An 18899-nucleotide genomic window follows, 5' to 3' on the forward strand; every position below is an offset into this window, starting at 1 on the left:
CGACACCCGTATCTCCGCCCCTTGTGGCGCGGGGACAGAGTCGTGAGCGCGCCGGTCACTGCGGCACAGCCGGACGCCGTCCGCCGCAAGATCGAAGCGTGGCTGGCCGAGAATGATCGGGCCGAGACCATCGCGCTGACCGCCCGTCCCGAGTGGTCGACCGAGCCGGTGCTCACGATCGGCGGCACCAGCGTCCGGGTGGTCCCATGCCCCACCCCGCTGGCCGCTCGCGCCGCCCTGCACGACCGGGCCGACGGCGAACGGCTGGTGCTGCTCACCGACCTGACGGACAGCGAACTGGGCGACGGGCTCCTCGCCCACCTCAGCAAGCAGACCGTACGCAAGATCGACCCGTGGGACCTGGTTCGGCAGATGTTCGGCGGGGTGAACGCCCTCGACCCCACCTTGGTCCGGGTCGGCCGGTGGGTCGCCAACGCGCTCACCGACCACGCCCCGGCGAACGGCTGGCCAACTCCGCCCGGCGCGATCCTCACCCGCGATTTCGCGCTGCGGAGCCTCACCTCGGAGCTGCTCGATCTGCCGTCCACGGAGCTCGACGACAGCGGGTTGGTGCAGTGGAGCACCGACGCCCGCCGGCAACTGCGCTTCACCACGCTGCCGGACGAAGTCGCCGACGGGATCACCACCTACCTGACGGGGACCGCGGGCCGTGCTGCCGTTCCAGTGATGGCCGCCGTCCGCGCTGGGCACGGGGTCGACATCATCGCGCTGGGGCTCCTGGCAGGGCTGCTCTGGCCCGCCCACAGCGAACGGGTTGGCGATGTGGAGGCCGCTGTCGGCCGTACCCGGCTGGAGCCCCGATTCGGTGGCCTTCGGCTCACGTCGCCGCAGGCCAAGGCGCTGCACCAGGCTGCCGAAGCGTGGGTCTACCGGACGGTCGACTCTGGGCTTACGGGCCGGGACGAGGCGAAGCGGATGCTACGCAGGGCGGAATCGATCGCCGCCGAAGTGGGCATCACCGCGCTGCTCGGGGCGTCGACCGTCCTGCCCAGCGGGTTCGTCCAGCGGCTGCGGGCCTTTGCCGACGCCGTACGGCTCGCCGTACCGGCCGGGACTTCGGCGCTGCCGGCGGCGGTTGCCCGCGCCCAGTCGGCACTGGCCACGGTCGAGGCGCACCGGGCGGCCGACCCGCGCCGGGTGGAGACCGCCCGGATGGCGGTACGCCTGCTGCGCTGGCTGCACACCACCGACGGCGCCGCACCGGCCACCCTGCTCGATGCGCTGCACCGGCAGGTCCGCCAGGACGGCTGGGTCGACCGGGCCCGGCTCGACGTCTTCGCCGGTGACCCCGACCAACAGGTCGCCGAGGCGTACCGCCTGCTGCACCGGGCTGTCGACGTGCGCCGATCCCGCCACGACCAGCAGTTCGCCACGCTGCTCGCCGCCGCCACCAGCGCTGAGACCGAGCCAGGGACGCTGCTGCGCGTCGAGGACGTGCTCGACCGCGTGGTGCAGCCGGTACTCAAAAATGGCCGCCGGGTGCTGCTGCTCGTCATGGACGGCATGGGTGCCGCCGCCGCCACCGAGCTGGCCGAGTCAGTCACCCGGACCGGCACCTGGGTCGAGCTCACCCTCGACGGTGGCCCCCGGACCGGGGTGCTGGCGGCTCTGCCGACCGTCACCGAGGCCAGTCGGTGCAGCCTGCTGAGCGGCCGGATCGCCACCGGCCGTCAACAGGCCGAGCGAAAGGCGTTCCGGGAGCGCTTCCCCACTGGCCGGCTGCTGCACAAGGCCGCACTGCGGGCCGGTGCCGGGGCGGCCCTGGACCCAGAGGTGCTCGCGGCCCTCGACGATCCGTCGATCCCCCTGGTCGCCGCCGTAGTCAACACGATCGACGACGCACTGGACCGCAGCGACCCGGGCACCACCGTCTGGGGCGAGGACACCATCACCGCCGTCGGCGACCTGCTGGCCTCCGCGGCCGACCGGGTGGTCATCCTCGTCTCCGACCACGGCCATGTCGTCGACCGTGGCCCCGAGTCGGTCACCCTGCCCAGTGGCAGCGGCGAGAACCGGTGGCGCCCGTCGACCGAGCCCGCCGGAGACGCGGAGGTGGCCGTCGCCGGCAGCCGGGTGGCGCTCGGGGGCGGCTCTGTTGTCCTGCCCTGGCGGGAAGACGTGCGGTACGGGCCGCGCAAGGCGGGCTATCACGGCGGTGCCTCGCCCGCCGAAGCTGTCATCCCGCTGCTCGTGCTAAGCGCCGGCGACGAACTCGCCGTACCCGGCTGGGCTGGTGCGCCGGTGGCAAGCCCGGACTGGTGGCGCGAACCGCTGCCGGAGACGCCACCACCCTCGGCCGACCCGGCGTCGGCAACCCGACGTCGCTCCCGCCGACCCGTGGAAGAACAGCCCGACGGTCTCTTCGACCTTGCGCCTGCAGATGTTGCGCAGGCTGCTGCCTCCCAGCCCGCGCCGATCGCACCGGACCTGGTGACGGCGCTGCTCGCCAGCGACCGCTACGCACAGCGGCGAGACCCCCGCCTGCCACTGGCCGACGAACGAGTTGGCGCACTGCTGAACACACTGATCGCCGGCGGTGACCGGGCAACCCTCGACACTCTCGCCGCCCGATCCGGCGTACCGGCCCACCGCATCAACGGGACTGTCACCGTGCTGCGCCGGCTTCTCCAGGTCGAGGGTTATCCCGTGATCACCGTCGACGCCGACGGCCGTACCGTCCACCTCAACCGCAAGCTGCTGATCGAGCAGTTCGAGCTGGAGCAACGGTGACGGTGGAGGTTTCCGCCCGTCGTCGCCGGGACATCATCGACGCGCTGCGCCGCGGCGTCGTCCCGAGCAACGGGCTCGACGCACTTGCCGTCGGGCTCGACCGGTTCGCCGCCGCCCTCGATGACGACCTCGACCGGGTCGCCGAAGGCGGCAGTGTCTTCAAGGCCGTCCGAGGCGAATACGGCGCCGGCAAGACCTTCTTCACCCGCTGGCTGGCCGAGCGGGCCAAGCGGCGAGGATTCGCCGCCGCCGAAGTGCAGATCTCCGAGCTGGAGACGCCACTGCACCGGATGGAGACCGTCTACCGACGTCTGGTCGAACACCTCAGCACGGAACAGTTCGCTCCGAGTGCGTTCCGGCCTGTCCTTGACGGCTGGATCTTCGCGCTGGAGGAGGACGTGCTCGCCGCGGGCAAGGTCGCCGAGGATGATGCGCCGGGGCTTGACCGGGCCGTCAGTGAATTACTGGAACGTCGACTCGGCGACATCTCACGGAGCACGCCGGGTTTCGCTGCGGCCCTGCGCGGCTACCGGGCTGCCGCCGCGAGCGGGGACTCTCGTACCGCCGACGGACTGGCCGCCTGGCTCGGGGGCCAGCCACACGTCGCGGCATCCGCCCGTCGGGTGGCCGGGGTGAAGGGCGACCTCGACCACTACGGCGCGTTGAGCTTCCTGCAAGGACTGCTCACCGTTCTGCGCGACAGCGGGCATCAAGGGCTGCTCCTGGTGCTCGACGAGGTCGAGACCCTGCAACGGGTGCGCTCCGACGCACGGGACAAGGCACTGAACGCTCTCCGGCAGCTCATCGATGAGGTACATGCCGACCGCTTCCCAGGCCTGCTGCTGGTCATCACCGGGACGCCGGCGTTCTTCGACGGTCCGCAGGGTGTTCAGCGCCTCGCGCCGCTCGCACAACGGCTCGCCACCGACCTCGGCCCCGACCCGCGCTGGGACAACCCCCGCGCCACCCAACTGCGGCTACCCGGGTTCACCGTCGATGCTCTGGTGGACCTCGGCACCAAGGTCCGAGACATTTACGCCAGCGCACAGGTCAGTGCGCGAGTCGACGACGAATACCTCGCCACCCTGGCTGGTGCCGTCACCGGAGCGCTGGGCGGTCATGTCGGGGTGGCACCCCGCGTGTATCTCAAGAAGCTCGTCGCGGACGTCTTCGATCGGGTGGACCAGTTCGCCGACTGGGAGCCGCGGCAGCACTACGCGCTGACCCTGCGGGCCGACGAGCTGACCGAGGTGGAACGCAACGCCGCAACCCGGGCCGACGACATCGAACTGACCATCTGACGTGTTGCCGGACCTCGACCCGGTGGTGGTGCACCATGTGGTCAACACCCTGGGCTGGCGCGATCTGCGTCCTTTGCAGCGTGCCGCGGTGGAACCGGTGCGAGACGGCCTGGACGCCCTCCTGCTCGCACCAACGGCCGGCGGCAAGACGGAGGCCGCGATGTTTCCGCTGCTCTCCCGGATGGCTGCACAGCAATGGGGCGGCACGTCGGTGCTCTACCTCGCCCCCCTCAAGGCGCTGCTCAACAACCTGGAACCTCGGCTTGAGCAGTACGCCAGTTGGCTCGGGCGGCGGGTGGCTCTCTGGCACGGGGACATCACTGCCTCGCGGCGTCGTAACGTGCTCTTCGAACGGCCCGACATCCTGCTGACCACACCTGAGTCACTGGAAGCCATGCTGGTCAGCGTCAACGTCGACCACCGACAGTTCTTCGCCGGCCTACAAGCTGTCGTTATCGACGAGGTGCATGCGTTCGCCGGAGACGATCGGGGCTGGCACCTGCTGGCCGTCCTGGAACGGCTGACCCGGGTGGCCGGGCGTCCACTGCAGCGGATCGGTCTCTCCGCCACCGTCGGCAACCCGGACCAATTACTCGCGTGGCTCCAAGGCTCCAGCGTGCAGAACCGCGCGGCCCGGGTGGTGGCACCCGACCTGGCCAAGCTCGCCGATGGCCCGCCCCCCGGTGAAGTCGAACTGGACTACGTGGGTTCCCTGGTGAATGCCGCAGCCGTGATCGCCGGCCTGCATCAGGGCGAGAAACGCTTGGTTTTCTGCGAGTCCCGGCAGACTGTGGAGGAGCTCGGACAGCTGCTGCGGGCACACGGGGTCACCACCTTCCTCTCACACGCGTCACTTTCCATGGACGAGCGGCGCCGGGCGGAGCAGGCGTTCACCGAGTCCAGGGACTGCGTCATCGTCTCCACCAGCACGCTCGAACTCGGTATCGACGTCGGCGATCTGGACCGCGTGATCCAGATCGATGCGCCAGCCACCGTGGCGTCCTTCCTGCAGCGGCTCGGCCGCACCGGGCGTCGCCCCGGGAGCAGCCGGAACTGCCTGTTCCTGACGCTCGGCGGCCAGCCGCTCGTGGAAGCTGCCGCGCTGCTTCTGCTCTGGTCACGTGGTTGGGTGGAGCCGGTCAACGCACCGCCGGAGCCCCGGCACATCGTGGCTCAGCAGATGCTCGCGCTCTGCCTGCAGGAGCATCGGATCGGCGACCAGGCCTGGACCGAGGCCTGGAACGGGCTGCGCCCCTTCGGGGGAAGCGCCCGACCCATCGTCCGACACCTCGTCGAGCACGGCTATCTGGAACAGGACGAGGGCATGCTCTTCATCGGTCCGGCTGCCGAGGAGCGGTTCGGCCGTCGCCATTTCATGGAGATGACGGCCGTCTTCACCGGGCCGCCGGAGTTCACCGTCCTCCTGGGCCGCACCGAACTGGGTCGGATCGACCCCAGCCTGCTCACCGAAGAGGTCCGGGGCGAGCGCCGGCTGCTGCTGGGTGGCCGGAGTTGGCGGGTCACCTACATCGACTGGCGTCGTCGGCGGTGTTTCGTCGAGCCCGCCGACGGCGGCGGACGCGCGCGGTGGCAGGGCGCCGGCTGGGCCTACCGCGGTTACCAGCTATCCCAGGCGGTGAGGGAGGTGCTGCTGGGCGTGGACCCGCCGGTCGCGTTGACCCGCCGTGCGCTGACCCGGCTCGGGCAGGAGCGTGAGGACAAGCTGCACCTCGTGCACCCCGGCGGCACGGTGATCGTCCGTGCGGACAACGGCGACCTTCGCTGGTGGACCTGGGCGGGTTTCCGAGCCAATGCGACGTTGACCGCGACCCTCGGCGAGGTCGTCGATCCGGTGGAACGTTTCGACGGCAACAGCATCCGGCTGCGGGAGAACGTCACACCCGGGAGCTGGAGGAGGCTCACCGCGGACGCCGCCAGCCGACTCTGCCTGCCAGAGATCAACGAGAAGGCTCTCGACGGTCTCAAGTTCGGCGCGGCCCTGCCGCAGAGACTGGCGGCGGCGACCCTCGCGGCACGCCTTGCCGACCTGGACGCGGCTGCCGCCGTGTTGGACGAGACTGTCCGGTTCGTCGTGATCTGATTGCGAACAGGACGCTCACCGGCTTCAGCGGCGGGGCGTCTCGCTGGCGATGGTCGCCTCCCGGGGCAGCGCCGCGGCGCGTAGCGCCCAGTCCAGCGCGTAGTCCGCGATCTTCTCCCAGCCGTCCTGCCCGGCCGTGAAGTGCGTACGCCCGGGGAACTCCTCGAACGCGGTGAGTGCCCGGGACTTCTGGTAGAGCCCGGCGTTGGAGCGGACCACCGACGCTGGCACCACGTGGTCGAGTTCGCCGGCCATCAGCAGCAACGGCGCGCGGTTGTCGCGCCCAAAGTCGATCTTGGCGGGTGAGCGGGGGTCGATGTTGGCGAACGCCCCTTCGAAGAGCACCCGTCCGGCGCCCGGGACGGCGTACCGCTGCCAGGCCCGGTCGGAGTCGGCGCGGGTCATGGTGTTGGCGAACGCGTAGTGGAACTCGTCCTGGGTGAACGGGACGGCCCGGTTCCGGTTGGCCGGATTGCGCAGGATGGAGAACCCGGAGCGCAGCGTGCTCAGCGGTACCTTGAGCACTCCCTTGGGCGCCGCCGCGTGCACACCCACGGCGGCCGCGCCGAGGCCCCGGTCGACCAGGAGCTGGGTGATCAGCCCGCCGAACGAGTGCCCCATGATGATCGGTGGGCGGGGCAGCGCCCGGATGATCCGGTCGTAGTGCGCGACGATCGTGGCGATGCTCTGCTCGGCGATCGGGCTGGGGTCGTCGCGTAGCTGTTCGACCGAGAGGTCCATCCCGGGCCAGGCGGGGGCGAGCACGTGCAGCCCGCGGGCGGTGAAGCGGTCGACCCACCCCTCCCAGCTGCGCGGAGTCATCCACAGCCCGTGGATCAGCACGACTGTGTCGACCTGGCCCTGCGGCATGGCACTCATGGCGTCCCCCCGGGTGTCGCGGCGTCCGGACCGCGCGGATACCCGCTTGGCGGGCCGGGAACCATGCGAGCCGCGACCGGTCCCTCAGCGTGGTCGGGCGTACGCGGCCACGCCCTGCACCAGCAGGTCCAGGCCGAACCCGAAGCGCTCATCGCCCCCGCCGGCCATCAGCTCGTCCAGATGGGCCTGGGTGTGTGGATAGCGCTTCGCGGGCAGGCTCAGGTAGTAGGTGCGTAGCTGCGCGAGCAGCCCATCCCAGTACGCCTGGATGCTCTGCCCGGACGCGCGCACCTTCTCGCCGAACAGCGCCCCCTCGTACGCGTCGCCGGCGATGTACAGGGACAGCCGGTCCAGGAACCAGGCGGCCTGCTGCGCCGGCACCCCGCCGGCGAGCAGGATCGCCAGCAGCCCTTCGGTGACCCGCAGCGCGTTCGGGCCGGTGGGGATGGTGGCCAGGGAGGCCAGCGCCAGGTTGGTGTGCCTGGCGTAGGCCCGGTACGACTGCCAGGCCACCTCCTTGACCTGCTCGGTCCACCGCTGCGGGTCCGGCGTCGGCACGGTGACGTCCGCGATGACCCGGTCGACCAGCAGTTCCAGCAGTTCGTCCTTGCCGGAGACGTGGGCGTAGAGCGAGGCCGGCCCGGTGCCCAACTCCTGGGCCACCCCGCGCATGCTCAGCCCGCCCAGTCCCTCCCGGCCGAGCACGGCCATCGCGGCGTCGACGACCGCCTGCTGGCTGAGCGCGCGGCGGGCCGGCCGGGTGCGGGCGGGTGTCCGCCAGGGCGGGTCGGGCAGGTCGGACACGGACCACCTCCGGAGATCGGGACCGGGCCATCGTACTTGTCGCGAACGGTGATCGCTGGTAGAACAGTGTTCGTCAACGAACACCGTTCGTCTTCCTGAAGGAGTTGTCCCGATGTCCCAGGTCGCCACGACGGGGGAGGCCGACACCACAGGGCCCGGCGTCCCCGGCAGCGAGCCAACGCCGTACCGCTGGCGCTGGCTCGCCCTCGCCGTCATCCTCAGCGCGGAGGTCATGGACCTGCTCGACGCGTTGGTCACCAACCTCGCCGGCCCGGCGATCCGAGCCGATCTGGGCGGCTCGACGAGCCTGATCCAGTGGCTCGGCGCCGGCTACGCCCTGGCCATGGCCATCGGCCTGGTCACCGGCGGACGGCTCGGTGACCTCTACGGTCGGCGCCGGATGTTCCTGGTCGGTGTGCTCGGCTTCACGGCCGCGTCGGCGCTCTGCGCGTTGGCCACCACCCCCGGCCTGCTGGTCGGCGCGCGGGTCGCGCAGGGCCTGTTCGGTGCGTTGCTGCTCCCGCAGGGCCTCGGCATCATCAAGGAGGTCTTCCCGCCCCGGGAACTGCCGGCGGCCTTCGGGGCGTTCGGGCCGGTCATGGGCATCTCCGCGGTTGGCGGCCCGATTCTCGCCGGCTGGCTGGTCCACGCCGACCTGTGGGGCACCGGCTGGCGGGCGATCTTCCTGATCAACGTGCCGCTCGGACTGCTCGCCGCGTTGGGCGCGCTGCGCTTCCTGCCCGAGTCCCGGGCGCGGCACGCCAGCCGGTTGGACCTGCCCGGTGTCGCACTGGTCGCGCTCGGAGCGGTGCTGCTGGTCTACCCGCTCGTGCAGGGGCGCGAGCAGGGCTGGCCGGCCTGGATGTTCGTGCTGCTGGTCGCCGCGTTCGGCGTCTTCGCCGTCTTCGGCCGCTACCAGGTGCGCCGGCAGCGAGCCGGACTGGACCCCCTCGTGGTGCCGGCGTTGTTCGCCCGGCGTGCGTTCACCGGCGGCATGGTCGCCGGGCTGGCGTTCTTCACCGCGCTGACCGGCTTCTCCCTGGTCTTCAGCCTCTACCTCCAGCTCGGCCTCGGCTACTCGCCGCTACGGACCGGGCTGGCCGGCGTACCGCAGGCGCTCGGCATGGTCGTCGCGTTCGTGCTCGCCGGTGCCGGCCTGGCCGCCCGTCTCGGCCGGCGACTCATCCACGTCGGCCTGGTGGTGGTGCTCGCCGGCGTCGGCGGGGTGCAGCTCACACTGCGGCTGGCCGACGCGGAGGTGACCGTCTGGCGGCTGGTGCCCGCGCTGCTCCTGGTCGGCTTCGGGATGGGGCTGGTGATGGCCCCGTTCTTCGACATCGTGCTCTCCGGCGTCGAGCCAGCCGAGACCGGATCCGCCTCCGGCACTCTCACCGCCGTGCAGCAGCTCGGTGGAGCCCTGGGCGTGGCCCTGCTCGGCACGGTCTTCTTCGCCCAACTGGAGGACCAGCCGGCCGGCACGGCGGTGCGGACCACCCTCTGGGCGGAGCTCGGCCTGCTCGTGCTCACCTTCGCCGCGGCGTTCCTGCTGCCTCGGCAGGCCCGCGAGGCGGAGCCGGGCCAGCACTGAGCGCTCTTCGGGGCCGCCGGGAGCACGCTCCCGGCGGCCCCTGACAAATGTCACGGCCGGAACGTGACGCCCGCTCCGGATACCGGACCCCGCGCCGCCGGAGCATGAGTGGCATGACCAGTACGCAGCATCCGGCCGTCGAGCTGAACGGCCTCACCAAGACCTTCGGCGCGGTCACCGCGGTCGACGGGCTGAGCCTGCGGGTGCAGCCCGGCGAGGTGGTGGCGTTCCTCGGCCCCAACGGCGCGGGCAAGACCACCACCATCGACATGCTGCTCGGGCTGGCCCGGCCGGACGCCGGGACGGTCCGCATCCTGGGCGGCACCCCGGACGAGGCGGTAGCGCGGGGCCGGGTCGCCGCCGTGCTCCAGACCGGCGGACTCCTCAAGGACCTCACCGTCGGCGAGACCGTCCGGATGACCGCCCACTTCTACCGGCACACCCGCCCGGCCGCCGAGGTTCTGGAGCGGGCGGGCATCGCCGACATCGCCGACCGGGTGGTCGGGCGCTGCTCCGGCGGTCAGCAGCAGCGACTGCGCTTCGCGCTGGCACTGCTGCCCGACCCGGACCTGATGGTGCTCGACGAGCCCACCACCGGCATGGACGTCGAGGGCCGGCGGGACTTCTGGCAGGCACTGCGCCGCGACGCGCGGGCCGGTCGGACGGTCATCTTCGCCACCCACTACCTGGACGAGGCGGACGCGTACGCCGACCGGATCGTGCTGGTCCGGCAGGGTCGCGTCGTCGCCGACGGCACCACCGCGGAGATCAAGAACCTGGCCGCCGGCCGTACCGTCCGCGCCACCCTGCCCGGCGCCGACCAGGCCGCACTCGCCGCACTGCCCGGTGTGGACGCCGTCGAGGTACGCGGCGACAGCGTGCTGGTGCGTACCGGCGACTCGGACGCGATCGCCCGACACCTGCTCACCCGGACCGAGGCCCGGGACGTGGAGATCACCTCCCGCAACCTCGAGGACGCCTTCCTCGCCCTCACCACCGAGCACACCGGAGCCTGAGATGACCACCCTGCCGGCCACCCCCGCCGCCACCCGTACCGACCGGCCCGAGCAACCCGACCGCCGGCTGCCCGCACTGGGCGGCTTCGCCCCGGGCGTGCTGGGCATCGAGCTGCGTCGGGTGCTGCGTAACCGACGCACCCTCGCCTTCACGCTGATCATGCCGGGCGTCTTCTTCCTCATCTTCGGTCTGCCGCAGGGCGGGCAGACGCTGGACAACGGCCGGCCGGTGACCGCGTACGTCATGATCAGCCTGGCGGTGTACGCGGCCATGGTGGCGACGACCAGCGCGGGCGGCGCGGTGGCCACCGAGCGGGCACTGGGCTGGAGTCGACAGTTGCGGCTCACCCCGTTGCGTCCGGCCGCGTACGTGGCCACCAAACTGATCACCGCGATGACCCTCGGTCTGCTCGCGGTCGTCGTCGAGTTCCTGGTGGGTGCCGCGGCCGGGGTCCGGATCCCGGCGTACGTCTGGCTGCTGTCCGGGCTCGCCGCCTGGATCGGCTCGCTGGTCTTCGCCGCGTTCGGCCTCTTCATCGGCTACCTGGTGCCGGCCGAGAACGTCATGCAGTTCATCGGCCCGCTGCTGGCCGTGCTGGCCATGTTCGGTGGGCTCTTCGTCCCGGTCGAGGTGCTGCCGGAGGTGCTCCAGCAGGCCGCCAAGTTCACCCCGGTGTACGGCATGGGTGAGCTGTCCCGCGCACCCCTGACCGGGGAGGGCGTGAGCGTGGCCGGGGTCGCCAACATGGTCTTCTGGGCGCTGGTCTTCGGCATCGGCGCGGCGCGGCTGTTCCGCCGGGACACCGCTCGGGTCTGACCACCCCGACCGCTAGCGTGAACCCGATGGATTCGCTGACGGGTCAGCCCCGACCGGTGAGCCGCCGCTGGCGGCTCACCGGCTGGCTGCTGGCCGCGGTGTGGCTGTTCTTCCTCAACGTGCCGTTCTCCACCGCGCTGCAACAGCCGCAGTCGTGGCGGCGGATCGTCGGCGTGGTCACCCTGGTCGCCTTCGGCCTCGGCTACGTGCTGCTGTTCCAGTGGGCCCGTAACCTGCGCCAGCATCTCCTGCCGATCCCGGTGCACCGGGCCCGGCTCGCGCTGCTCCTGCTGCTCGGGCTGGGCCTGGCCAGCATCCCGGGCACCGCCGGGGACTGGACCGCCACGCTGGTCTTCGTGGCCGCGTCCGCGGTGTTCCTGCTGCCGGCGGTGCAGGCGCTGGTCATCGTGGCGCTCTGCGCGCTGACCCCACTGGTGGCGGCCTGGCTGGTGCCGGCCTGGACGGGGGAGAGCACGGTCACCTTCGCCGTGCTGCTCGCCTCGTTCGCCATGTTCGGGGTGTCCCGGCTGGCGCAGCGCAACAGTGAACTCCAGGCCGCCCAGCAGGAGATCGGCCGGCTGGCGGTCGCCGAGGAACGGGCCCGCGCCGCCCGCGACCTGCACGACATTCTCGGGCACTCGCTGACCGTGGTGGCGATCAAGGCCGAGTTGGCGGGCCGGCTGATCGAGGTGGACCGGGACCGGGCCGCCGTCGAGATCGCCGAGGTGGAGGCGCTGGCCCGGGCGGCGCTCGCCGACGTACGCGAGACCGTCGGGGCGTACCGCGAAGTGACACTCGTCGGGGAGTTGGCCGGCGCCCGTTCGGCGCTGGTCGCGGCGGGCATCGCGGCGGAGTTGCCGGCCGAGGTGCCGACGCTGCCGCAGGAGTGGGACCAGTTGTTCGGTTGGGCGGTACGAGAGGGAGTGACCAACGTGGTCCGGCACAGCGGGGCGCGGTGCTGCACGATCCGGGTGCACCAGGATCTGGTCGAGGTGAGCGACGACGGTCGAGGTCCGTCCGCTCCCGACCCGAGCGGGCACGGCCTGGTCGGCCTGCGCGAACGGGCGCTGCGGCTGGACGCCACGGTGACCGTGGGCCGTGGCCCGGACGGCAGCGGCTTTCTGCTGCGGGTGCACGCCCCGGGGGAGGCCCGGTGAACGCCCAGCCCACGCCCGGTGGGCCGATCCGGCTGCTCCTCGCCGACGACCAGGCGCTGGTCCGGGGCGCGTTGGCCGCGCTGCTCTCGTTGGAGGAGGACCTGACCGTGGTGGCCGAGGTCGGCCGGGGCGACGAGGTGGTGCCGGAGGCCCGCCGGACCACGCCCGACGTGGCCCTGCTGGACGTGGAGATGCCCGGCCTGGACGGGATCGCCGCCGCCGCCGCGTTGCGGGCCGCGCTGCCGACCTGCCGGGTGCTGGTGGTGACCACCTTCGGGCGGCCCGGCTACCTGCGGCGGGCCATGGAGGCCGGCGCGAACGGTTTCGTGGTCAAGGACACCCCGGCCCGGCAGCTCGCCGACGCGGTCCGCCGGGTGCACGCCGGCCTGCGGGTCGTGGATCCCACGCTGGCCGCGGAGACCCTCGCCACCGGAGCGAGTCCGCTGACCGAGCGGGAGACCGAGGTGCTGCGGGCGGCCCGGGGTGGCGGCGCGGTCGCGGACCTGGCTCGGGCGCTGCACCTGTCCGAGGGGACGGTACGCAACCACCTCTCGGCGGTGATCGGCAAGACCGGTGCCCGCAACCGGGCCGAGGCGGTGCGGATCGCCGAGCAGAACGGCTGGCTGCTCGGCGAGTGAGCGGCACCGCTCAGGCGGTCGACGGCGGGGTGGCCAGCCGATCGACCACCACCACGCTGCTGCCCGGGCGTACCTCGGCCAGCAGTTCCCGTTGGCCGCTGCGGGTCAGCCGGATGCAGCCGTTGGTGGTGTTCTCGCCCAGGTCGTCGTCGTTGTACCAGGTGTGCACACCGATGTGCGCGCCGCGCAGCCCGGCGGGCACCGCCTCCGGGTCGTCGGGCACCGAGCCGAGGGCGTAGATGTCCACCCCGCCGTAGACCTCCTCCGGTGGCGGGGTGCGGCCCAGGACGAAGGTCCGGCCCAGCGGGGTGTCCTGCCCCGGCTCGCCGAGGCTGACCTCCCAGGAGCGCATCGCCTTGCCGGCCCGGTACCAGGTGAGCCGGTGCACCTTGCGCTCCACCACGATCTGGTCGCGTAGGGCCACGGTGTCGAAACCGCCGGGCGGCAGCCAGGCGAGCTGCCGGTTGGCCGAGGGCAGCAGGACGGCCGTCCAGCCGACCCGCCGCTCGGCGATCGGCGTGGTCAGCTCGACACCGTTGATCGTGGGATCGAGGTAGGCAAGCGGACGCCCACCGGGCGCGTCGTACGCGGCGATCCGCTGGGTCGGGTGCACGGCCTCGGTCAGTGGTGTGGTGTCCATGGTGGCCGGATCGGCGGGGAACCCCCTGGGGGCGGGGTCGTAGTCGACGACCGGCAGCCCGGCCGGGGCGGGCGCGGCCGGCGGGACCGACTCGTCCGGGTCCTGGACGATGCCGCCCGGCGTCGGGTCGGGCACCGCCGCGCCGAGCCGGCCGGCGGGCGTCGAGGGTGCGGTGAGGGCCTTGCCGACCAGCAGTGCGGTGATCAGCAGCGCGACCACGGTGACGGTGGCGACCAGCCAACCAACCCGCCGACGGTACGGAGACATTCGGGCAATCGGCACCAAATCACTCTACGGTGCGGGACGGATCGGGGCCCCCGGTTCGGTGATAACCGGCCCGGGGACCCCGCAGATTCAGACCCGCGCGCCGATGTGGACGGCCACCGCGTCGTGGGCCGGTACGTTGGCGGCGAACCAGCCGTTCGCGTCCACCGTGATCACGGGGCCGCTGCACGTGCCGCCGGCGTACGTGCCGTGGATGACGTCGCAGTACCGGCCGGCGGGCAGCCCGGTGTAGTAGGAGCGACCGTTCACCGCGGAGTCCTCGTCGTTGACCGTGACGAAGCCCTTGCCGCTGCGGCTGAACGCGATGTGGTTGTTGCCGTTGTCGTACCAGTTGGCCACGCCGGCACCCTCGGTGGCGTTGCGGAAGCCCACCATGTTGGCGATGACCGGCCAGCGGTGTTCACACTCCCAGCCGGAGTAACAGGTGGTGTTCAGGGTCTTGTTCGCGCCGTCCGACGGCGGGCCGGCGTCCCGGTTGCTGAAGGTGTAGCTGGACATCACGGTCGGCGAGCCGTACGGCCAGGCCAGCATGAAGGCGTTCGCCAGGGCGTAGATCCCACGGTCCTTGTAGGTGAGCACCCCGCCGGAGTCGCGCTGGGTGTCGTGGTTGTCCACGAACACCGAGGCCGGCCCGGTGGGCAGGTGGCCCCAGCCCTCCCCGAAGTTGCGCAGGTAGGCCAGCCGCTCGGAGCGGAAGACCCGGGCCAGGTCCTTGCCGTAGCGGAACTCGTGCACGTCACCGATGCCGGTGTACTCGGTCGGCTGGACCGGCTCACCGGCGCCGTAGATGACCTCCTGCACGATGTACGCCGAGCGCGAGAGCTTGCCCTTGATCGCGGCGATGTCGGCGGCCGGCATGTGCTTGCTGGCGTCCATCCGGAAGCCGTCCACGCCGAGGGAGAGCAGGTCGTTGAGGTACGAGGCGATCTTCGTACGGACGTAGTCGGACTCGGTCTTCAGATCCGAGAGGTTGACCAGTTCACAGTTCTGCACCTCGTACCGGTCGTTGTAGTTGACGATGTCGTCGCCGCCGTTGCGCCCACAGTGGTGGAAGTCCTGGGTCTGGTAGATGCCCGGGTAGTCGTAGTGCGAGAAGGCCGATCCGGCCCAGCCGGTGCCCCCCGCGTCCTGCCCGGACATGTGGTTGATCACCGCGTCGACGATCACCTTCACCCCGGCCGCGTGGCAGGTGTTGACCATCGACTGGAACTGGGCCCGGGTGCCCTTGCGGGACTCGATCCGGTAGCTGACCGGCTGGTACGCCAGCCACCACTGGTTGCCCCGCACGTGCTCCTGCGGAGGCGAGACCTGGACGTAGCCGTAACCCTTGGGGCCCAGCGTGCTCTGGCACTCGCTGGCCACCGAGGGCCAGTTCCACTCGAAGAGCTGGGCGATGACCTTCTTGCCTCCGGACGGGGCGGCGGCGGCCGGGGGAGCCGCCACGGTGGTCGGGACGAGCAGGCTGGCGACCAGGCCGAGGGTGAGGGCGAGGATCGCCGAGTCGCGTCGACGTCGGTGCATCGGGACTCCTGACGGGGGTGGGGACGGGGCGGTGCGGCGGCGGAGTTGGCCCGGCTGCCGGAATCTTGCAAGCAAGGCTGAAATTTTCCGAAAGATTACAAGCGTGTTGCAGGGACTGTCAATGCATGGACATGCGCCGCTGCGTTCTCCGGCTGGTGCGCCCGCTACACGCGTTGCGGCGGGGGTCGGTTCGATCCGGCCCCGAAGTTTTTTGGCGCTGGATGATCCGAGCGCTCCGCCGGTCCGTACTGACTGGCGGAGCAGAGGTCGGCCGGTGGTGCGCCGCCGCGAGACGATCGAGGAGCAGATGGCCCGGGCAAAGCAGAACCAGAAGGCCGCCACCGTCCGGACCGGTGAGAGCAGTCGGGGGGTACGCACCCCGTCGCGGTCCGCGACCGCTCTGCTGATCGCGTCGGCGCTCGCCGCGCTCTGGGCGGCGATCATGCTGACCGGCGCGGGCCAGACGGCGTACGCGTACGGCTTCTTCTTCACCGAGTTCTTCGCCGGGGTGATCGCCCTGGTGGCGCTGAGCCTCACCGTGATGCTCGGCCTGCTCGCCACGGACCGGCTGGTGCTGCGCATCTCGCACCGGGTGCTGTTGCAGTCGGCGCACCGGGCCACCGGCGTGCTGGGCGTTGCCGGGCTGGTCTTCCACGTGCTCACCAAGATTGCCACCGGTCGGGCCGCGCCGACCGACGCGCTGGTGCCGTTCGTCGGTGGCGGCGGACTCTACGTCGGGCTCGGCACGGTGGCCGCCCTGCTCATGGTCAGCGTGATCTGGACCGGCATCATCCGGGCCCGCTTCGCCGGCGTCGGTCCGAAGTGGCTGTGGCGCACGCTGCACTCCACGGCGTACCTGGCCTGGCCGTTCTCCCTGCTGCACGGACTGAACGCGGGCCGGGCCGCCAAGTCCTGGGTGGTGTTCAGCTACCTCGCCTGCGTCCTGCTGGTCGTGCTGGCACTGTTGGTCCGGCTCTCGGTCACCATCGGCCGGCGCAGCCGCGAGCAGCAACAGGCCGCGGTGCGGAACAAGGCGATGGCCAGCCGAGCCGGCGAGGAGAGCCGCGGCCGGTCGCTGCTGGGCCGTCGCCGCGACACCGCCGAGGACAAGCGTCCCGCCTGGGCGGACGCGACCACCGCCTCGTGGACCGCTCCCACTGGCGCCCAGCGGCGCGACCCGGACCGGTTCACCGTCCCGGTGGTGCCCGAGCCGGGCTCGCTCACCGAGCCGGTCCGGCCCAGTCGCCGACGGCGGGACGAGGAGCCGGCGGCCCGGCGGGACACCACCCGTACGGCGCGCGGCCGGCGCGACGAGGACGAGACGACGACCCGTCGTTCGACCCGTCGGAGCGCCCAGGAGCCGGCCGCCCGCCGGCGCGACGAGGAGGAGTTGGAGCCGGTGAGCCGGCGGCGTGGGGAGCGCACCCGGGACCGGGACGAGACGGCCCCGACCGGACGGCGTCGCGTCGAGGAACCGGTCGAGCGGTCCTCCCGCCGGTCCCGCAGCGAGGACACCGGCAGCCGACACTCGGCGCCTCCGCAGAGCTCGATCGACGAGCCGGAGGAGCCGTGGGACAGCCCGCGCCGCTGGGAGTCCAGCGAACCGATCTCGGCCGGACCGGTCTCCGCCGAGCCGATCTCCGCGGGCCCGATCTCCTCGGCGCCGCGCAGCGGAAGCGGCCGGCACAGCGTCGAGGACGACCTGCCGGAGGAGCCGGACTACTGGCGCCCGCCGACCCGGTACGTGCCGGACGAGGTGGCGCCGCCCGTCGACGACACTCCCACCCTGGTCGACCTGGCGTCCCGGCGGGCCCGGCGAGCCGCCGGCGAGGGCCGGTCCGCCAAGCGCCGCAAGGCCAGCGCGGACGCGGTGGACGGGGCGTACTGGGCCGGTCTGCGGGGTGAGGCGAAGTGATCCGGACGACCGTGCCTCCGGTCGCCTGCGTGGGCGAGCCCCGGCTGACCGCCGGGTTCGCCGAGTTCGGCCGGCTGGACCTCGCCGCGCACGACGAGGTGCACGGGCCGCTCGGGCCGATGGAACCGGCCCAGCTCCTGCGGCTCGCCGAGGGCATGCAGCTCAAGGGCAAGGGCGGGGCCGGTTTCCCGTTCGCCCGCAAGCTGCGCGCGGTGCTGGAGTCCTGCGAGCGTCAGGACCTCGCCGCGGTGGTGGTGGTCAACGCCACCGAGGGGGAGCCGGCCAGTTGGAAGGACAAGGTGCTGCTGACCCGCGCCCCGCACCTGATCCTCGACGGGGCGGCGCTGGCCGCGTACGCGCTGGACGCCGAGGAGATCGTGATCGGCGTAGCCGACGACGGGGTGGGCCGGGACTCGCTGATGGAGGCGCTGGCCGAGCGGCGGATGCCGGTGCCGGCGACCATCGTCACCGTGCCGCACCGGTTCATCTCCGGCGAGGGCGGTGCGCTGGTCAACGGGATCAACGGGTTGCCGCACATCCCGCCCGGCACCAAGAAGCGCTCCAGCGACTCGGGCGTCGGCGGCCTGCCCACCCTGCTGTCCAACGCCGAGACGTACGCCCAACTCGCCGTCGCCGCCCGGCTCGGCCCGTACGAGTACGCGGCGCTCGGCACCGACGACGAGCCGGGCACCGTCCTGCTCACCGTGACCGGCGCGGCGGCCCGACCCGCCGTCGTGGAGTGCGCCGCCGGCACCCCGCTGCGCGAGATCCTCGACCTCTGCGAGGTCCCGGACTCCCCGGGCATCCTGATGGGCGGCTACCACGGCAAATGGATCACTCCGGAGGCGGCGGACCGGGCCGAGGTCTCCCGCAAGGGCCTGGCCGCGGTCGGCGGCACCCTCGGCGCGGGCATCATCGTCCCGCTCGGCCTCGACACCTGCCCGCTCGGCGAGGCCGCCCAGGTGGTGCGCTACCTGGCCGGTGAGTCCGCCGGCCAGTGCGGACCGTGCAAGATGGGCCTACCGGACCTGGCCCGCGCGGTGGACCTGGCGGTCGCCGGCAGCCAACCGGCGGACGTGGTGCGGGCCGCCGCGGGTGAGGTGAAGGGCCGGGGCGCGTGCAGCCATCCCGACGGCACCGCCCGGTTCGCGCTCTCCGCGATCGAGGTCTTCGCCGACGACCTGCGGATGCACAGCACCGGCGACGGCTGCGGCCGGCGGGTCAAGGGCGTGATGGGGCTGCCGGGCGCACCCGACGCCAACCCGCAGAAGCTCACCCTGGACTGGTCCCGCTGCGATGGGCACGGGCTCTGCGCGCACGTGGTGCCGGACTTCATCCGGCTCGACGGCAACGGATATCCGGCCTTCCCGCCCACTCCGGTGCCGACCTGGCTGCGGGAGGGCGCGATGAAGGCGGTCAAGGTCTGCCCGGAGCTCGCCCTGCGGCTCGCCAAGGCCGAATAAGCAAGGGCACCTTCTTACCGCCT

At 72.1% G+C, this 18899-nt stretch carries 14 protein-coding genes; 10 read left to right on the top strand and 4 right to left on the bottom strand.

The window, feature by feature from the left end:
- Positions 1 to 42: 42 nt before the first annotated feature.
- From pglZ to ACFQGL_RS21095, 3 genes are all read left to right on the top strand, one after another.
- Positions 43 to 2751 carry a BREX-2 system phosphatase PglZ gene (gene pglZ / locus ACFQGL_RS21085; protein ID WP_377513910.1) on the top strand — a complete coding sequence of 903 codons (2709 nt, stop codon included), beginning with the start codon at positions 43 to 45 and terminating at the stop codon, positions 2749 to 2751.
- A complete protein-coding gene (gene brxD / locus ACFQGL_RS21090) occupies positions 2748 to 4052 on the top strand; it encodes a BREX system ATP-binding protein BrxD (protein WP_377513911.1) in 1305 nt (434 codons plus the stop codon). The genes pglZ and brxD overlap by 4 nt, the downstream gene beginning before the upstream one ends.
- A gap of 88 nt (positions 4053 to 4140) precedes the next feature.
- On the top strand, positions 4141 to 6153 hold the full coding sequence (locus ACFQGL_RS21095) for a DEAD/DEAH box helicase (RefSeq protein WP_377513912.1): 2013 nt from the start codon (positions 4141 to 4143) through the stop codon (positions 6151 to 6153).
- A gap of 24 nt (positions 6154 to 6177) precedes the next feature.
- On the opposite strand, the gene ACFQGL_RS21100 is transcribed toward ACFQGL_RS21095, so the two are convergent.
- Together ACFQGL_RS21100 and ACFQGL_RS21105 are read right to left on the bottom strand one after the other, a co-directional pair.
- The gene (locus ACFQGL_RS21100) at positions 6178 to 7032 is read right to left on the bottom strand and encodes an alpha/beta hydrolase (RefSeq protein WP_377513913.1); all 855 of its coding nucleotides are present in this window, start codon (positions 7030 to 7032) and stop codon (positions 6178 to 6180) included.
- Positions 7033 to 7116: 84 nt separating this feature from the next.
- Positions 7117 to 7836: a TetR/AcrR family transcriptional regulator gene (locus ACFQGL_RS21105; protein WP_377513916.1), complete on the bottom strand. Its 720-nt coding sequence runs from the start codon at positions 7834 to 7836 to the stop codon at positions 7117 to 7119.
- A gap of 112 nt (positions 7837 to 7948) precedes the next feature.
- Here ACFQGL_RS21105 and ACFQGL_RS21110 point away from each other — a divergent pair, with 112 nt between their 5' ends.
- The 5 genes from ACFQGL_RS21110 (at position 7949) to ACFQGL_RS21130 (ending at position 13052) form a co-directional block, all read left to right on the top strand.
- Positions 7949 to 9424: an MFS transporter gene (locus ACFQGL_RS21110; RefSeq protein WP_377513917.1), complete on the top strand. Its 1476-nt coding sequence runs from the start codon at positions 7949 to 7951 to the stop codon at positions 9422 to 9424.
- Between the two features lie 113 nt (positions 9425 to 9537).
- Positions 9538 to 10440: an ABC transporter ATP-binding protein gene (locus ACFQGL_RS21115; RefSeq protein ID WP_377513918.1), complete on the top strand. Its 903-nt coding sequence runs from the start codon at positions 9538 to 9540 to the stop codon at positions 10438 to 10440.
- 1 nt (position 10441) lies between these two features.
- Positions 10442 to 11257, top strand: coding sequence for an ABC transporter permease (locus ACFQGL_RS21120; RefSeq protein WP_377513919.1), 816 nt, complete (start codon positions 10442 to 10444; stop codon positions 11255 to 11257).
- A 26-nt stretch (positions 11258 to 11283) separates the two neighbouring features.
- A complete protein-coding gene (locus ACFQGL_RS21125; protein ID WP_377513920.1) occupies positions 11284 to 12414 on the top strand; it encodes a sensor histidine kinase in 1131 nt (376 codons plus the stop codon).
- The gene (locus tag ACFQGL_RS21130) at positions 12411 to 13052 is read left to right on the top strand and encodes a response regulator transcription factor (protein ID WP_377513921.1); all 642 of its coding nucleotides are present in this window, start codon (positions 12411 to 12413) and stop codon (positions 13050 to 13052) included. Before ACFQGL_RS21125 ends, ACFQGL_RS21130 begins: the two co-directional genes overlap by 4 nt.
- Before the next feature lie 10 nt (positions 13053 to 13062).
- On the opposite strand, the gene ACFQGL_RS21135 is transcribed toward ACFQGL_RS21130, so the two are convergent.
- Together ACFQGL_RS21135 and ACFQGL_RS21140 are read right to left on the bottom strand one after the other, a co-directional pair.
- The gene (locus ACFQGL_RS21135; protein WP_377513922.1) at positions 13063 to 13974 is read right to left on the bottom strand and encodes a L,D-transpeptidase; all 912 of its coding nucleotides are present in this window, start codon (positions 13972 to 13974) and stop codon (positions 13063 to 13065) included.
- 72 nt (positions 13975 to 14046) lie between these two features.
- On the bottom strand, positions 14047 to 15498 hold the full coding sequence (locus tag ACFQGL_RS21140; RefSeq protein WP_377513923.1) for an alpha-amylase: 1452 nt from the start codon (positions 15496 to 15498) through the stop codon (positions 14047 to 14049).
- 274 nt (positions 15499 to 15772) lie between these two features.
- Here ACFQGL_RS21140 and ACFQGL_RS21145 point away from each other — a divergent pair, with 274 nt between their 5' ends.
- Positions 15773 to 17413, top strand: a complete 1641-nt coding sequence (locus ACFQGL_RS21145) for a hypothetical protein (protein ID WP_377513924.1) — start codon at positions 15773 to 15775, stop codon at positions 17411 to 17413.
- Positions 17410 to 18876, top strand: coding sequence for an NADH-ubiquinone oxidoreductase-F iron-sulfur binding region domain-containing protein (locus ACFQGL_RS21150; protein ID WP_377513926.1), 1467 nt, complete (start codon positions 17410 to 17412; stop codon positions 18874 to 18876). The genes ACFQGL_RS21145 and ACFQGL_RS21150 overlap by 4 nt, the downstream gene beginning before the upstream one ends.
- Positions 18877 to 18899: the final 23 nt, after the last annotated feature.

Source organism: Micromonospora vulcania (assembly GCF_042658605.1).
Classification (GTDB): domain Bacteria; phylum Actinomycetota; class Actinomycetes; order Mycobacteriales; family Micromonosporaceae; genus Micromonospora; species Micromonospora vulcania.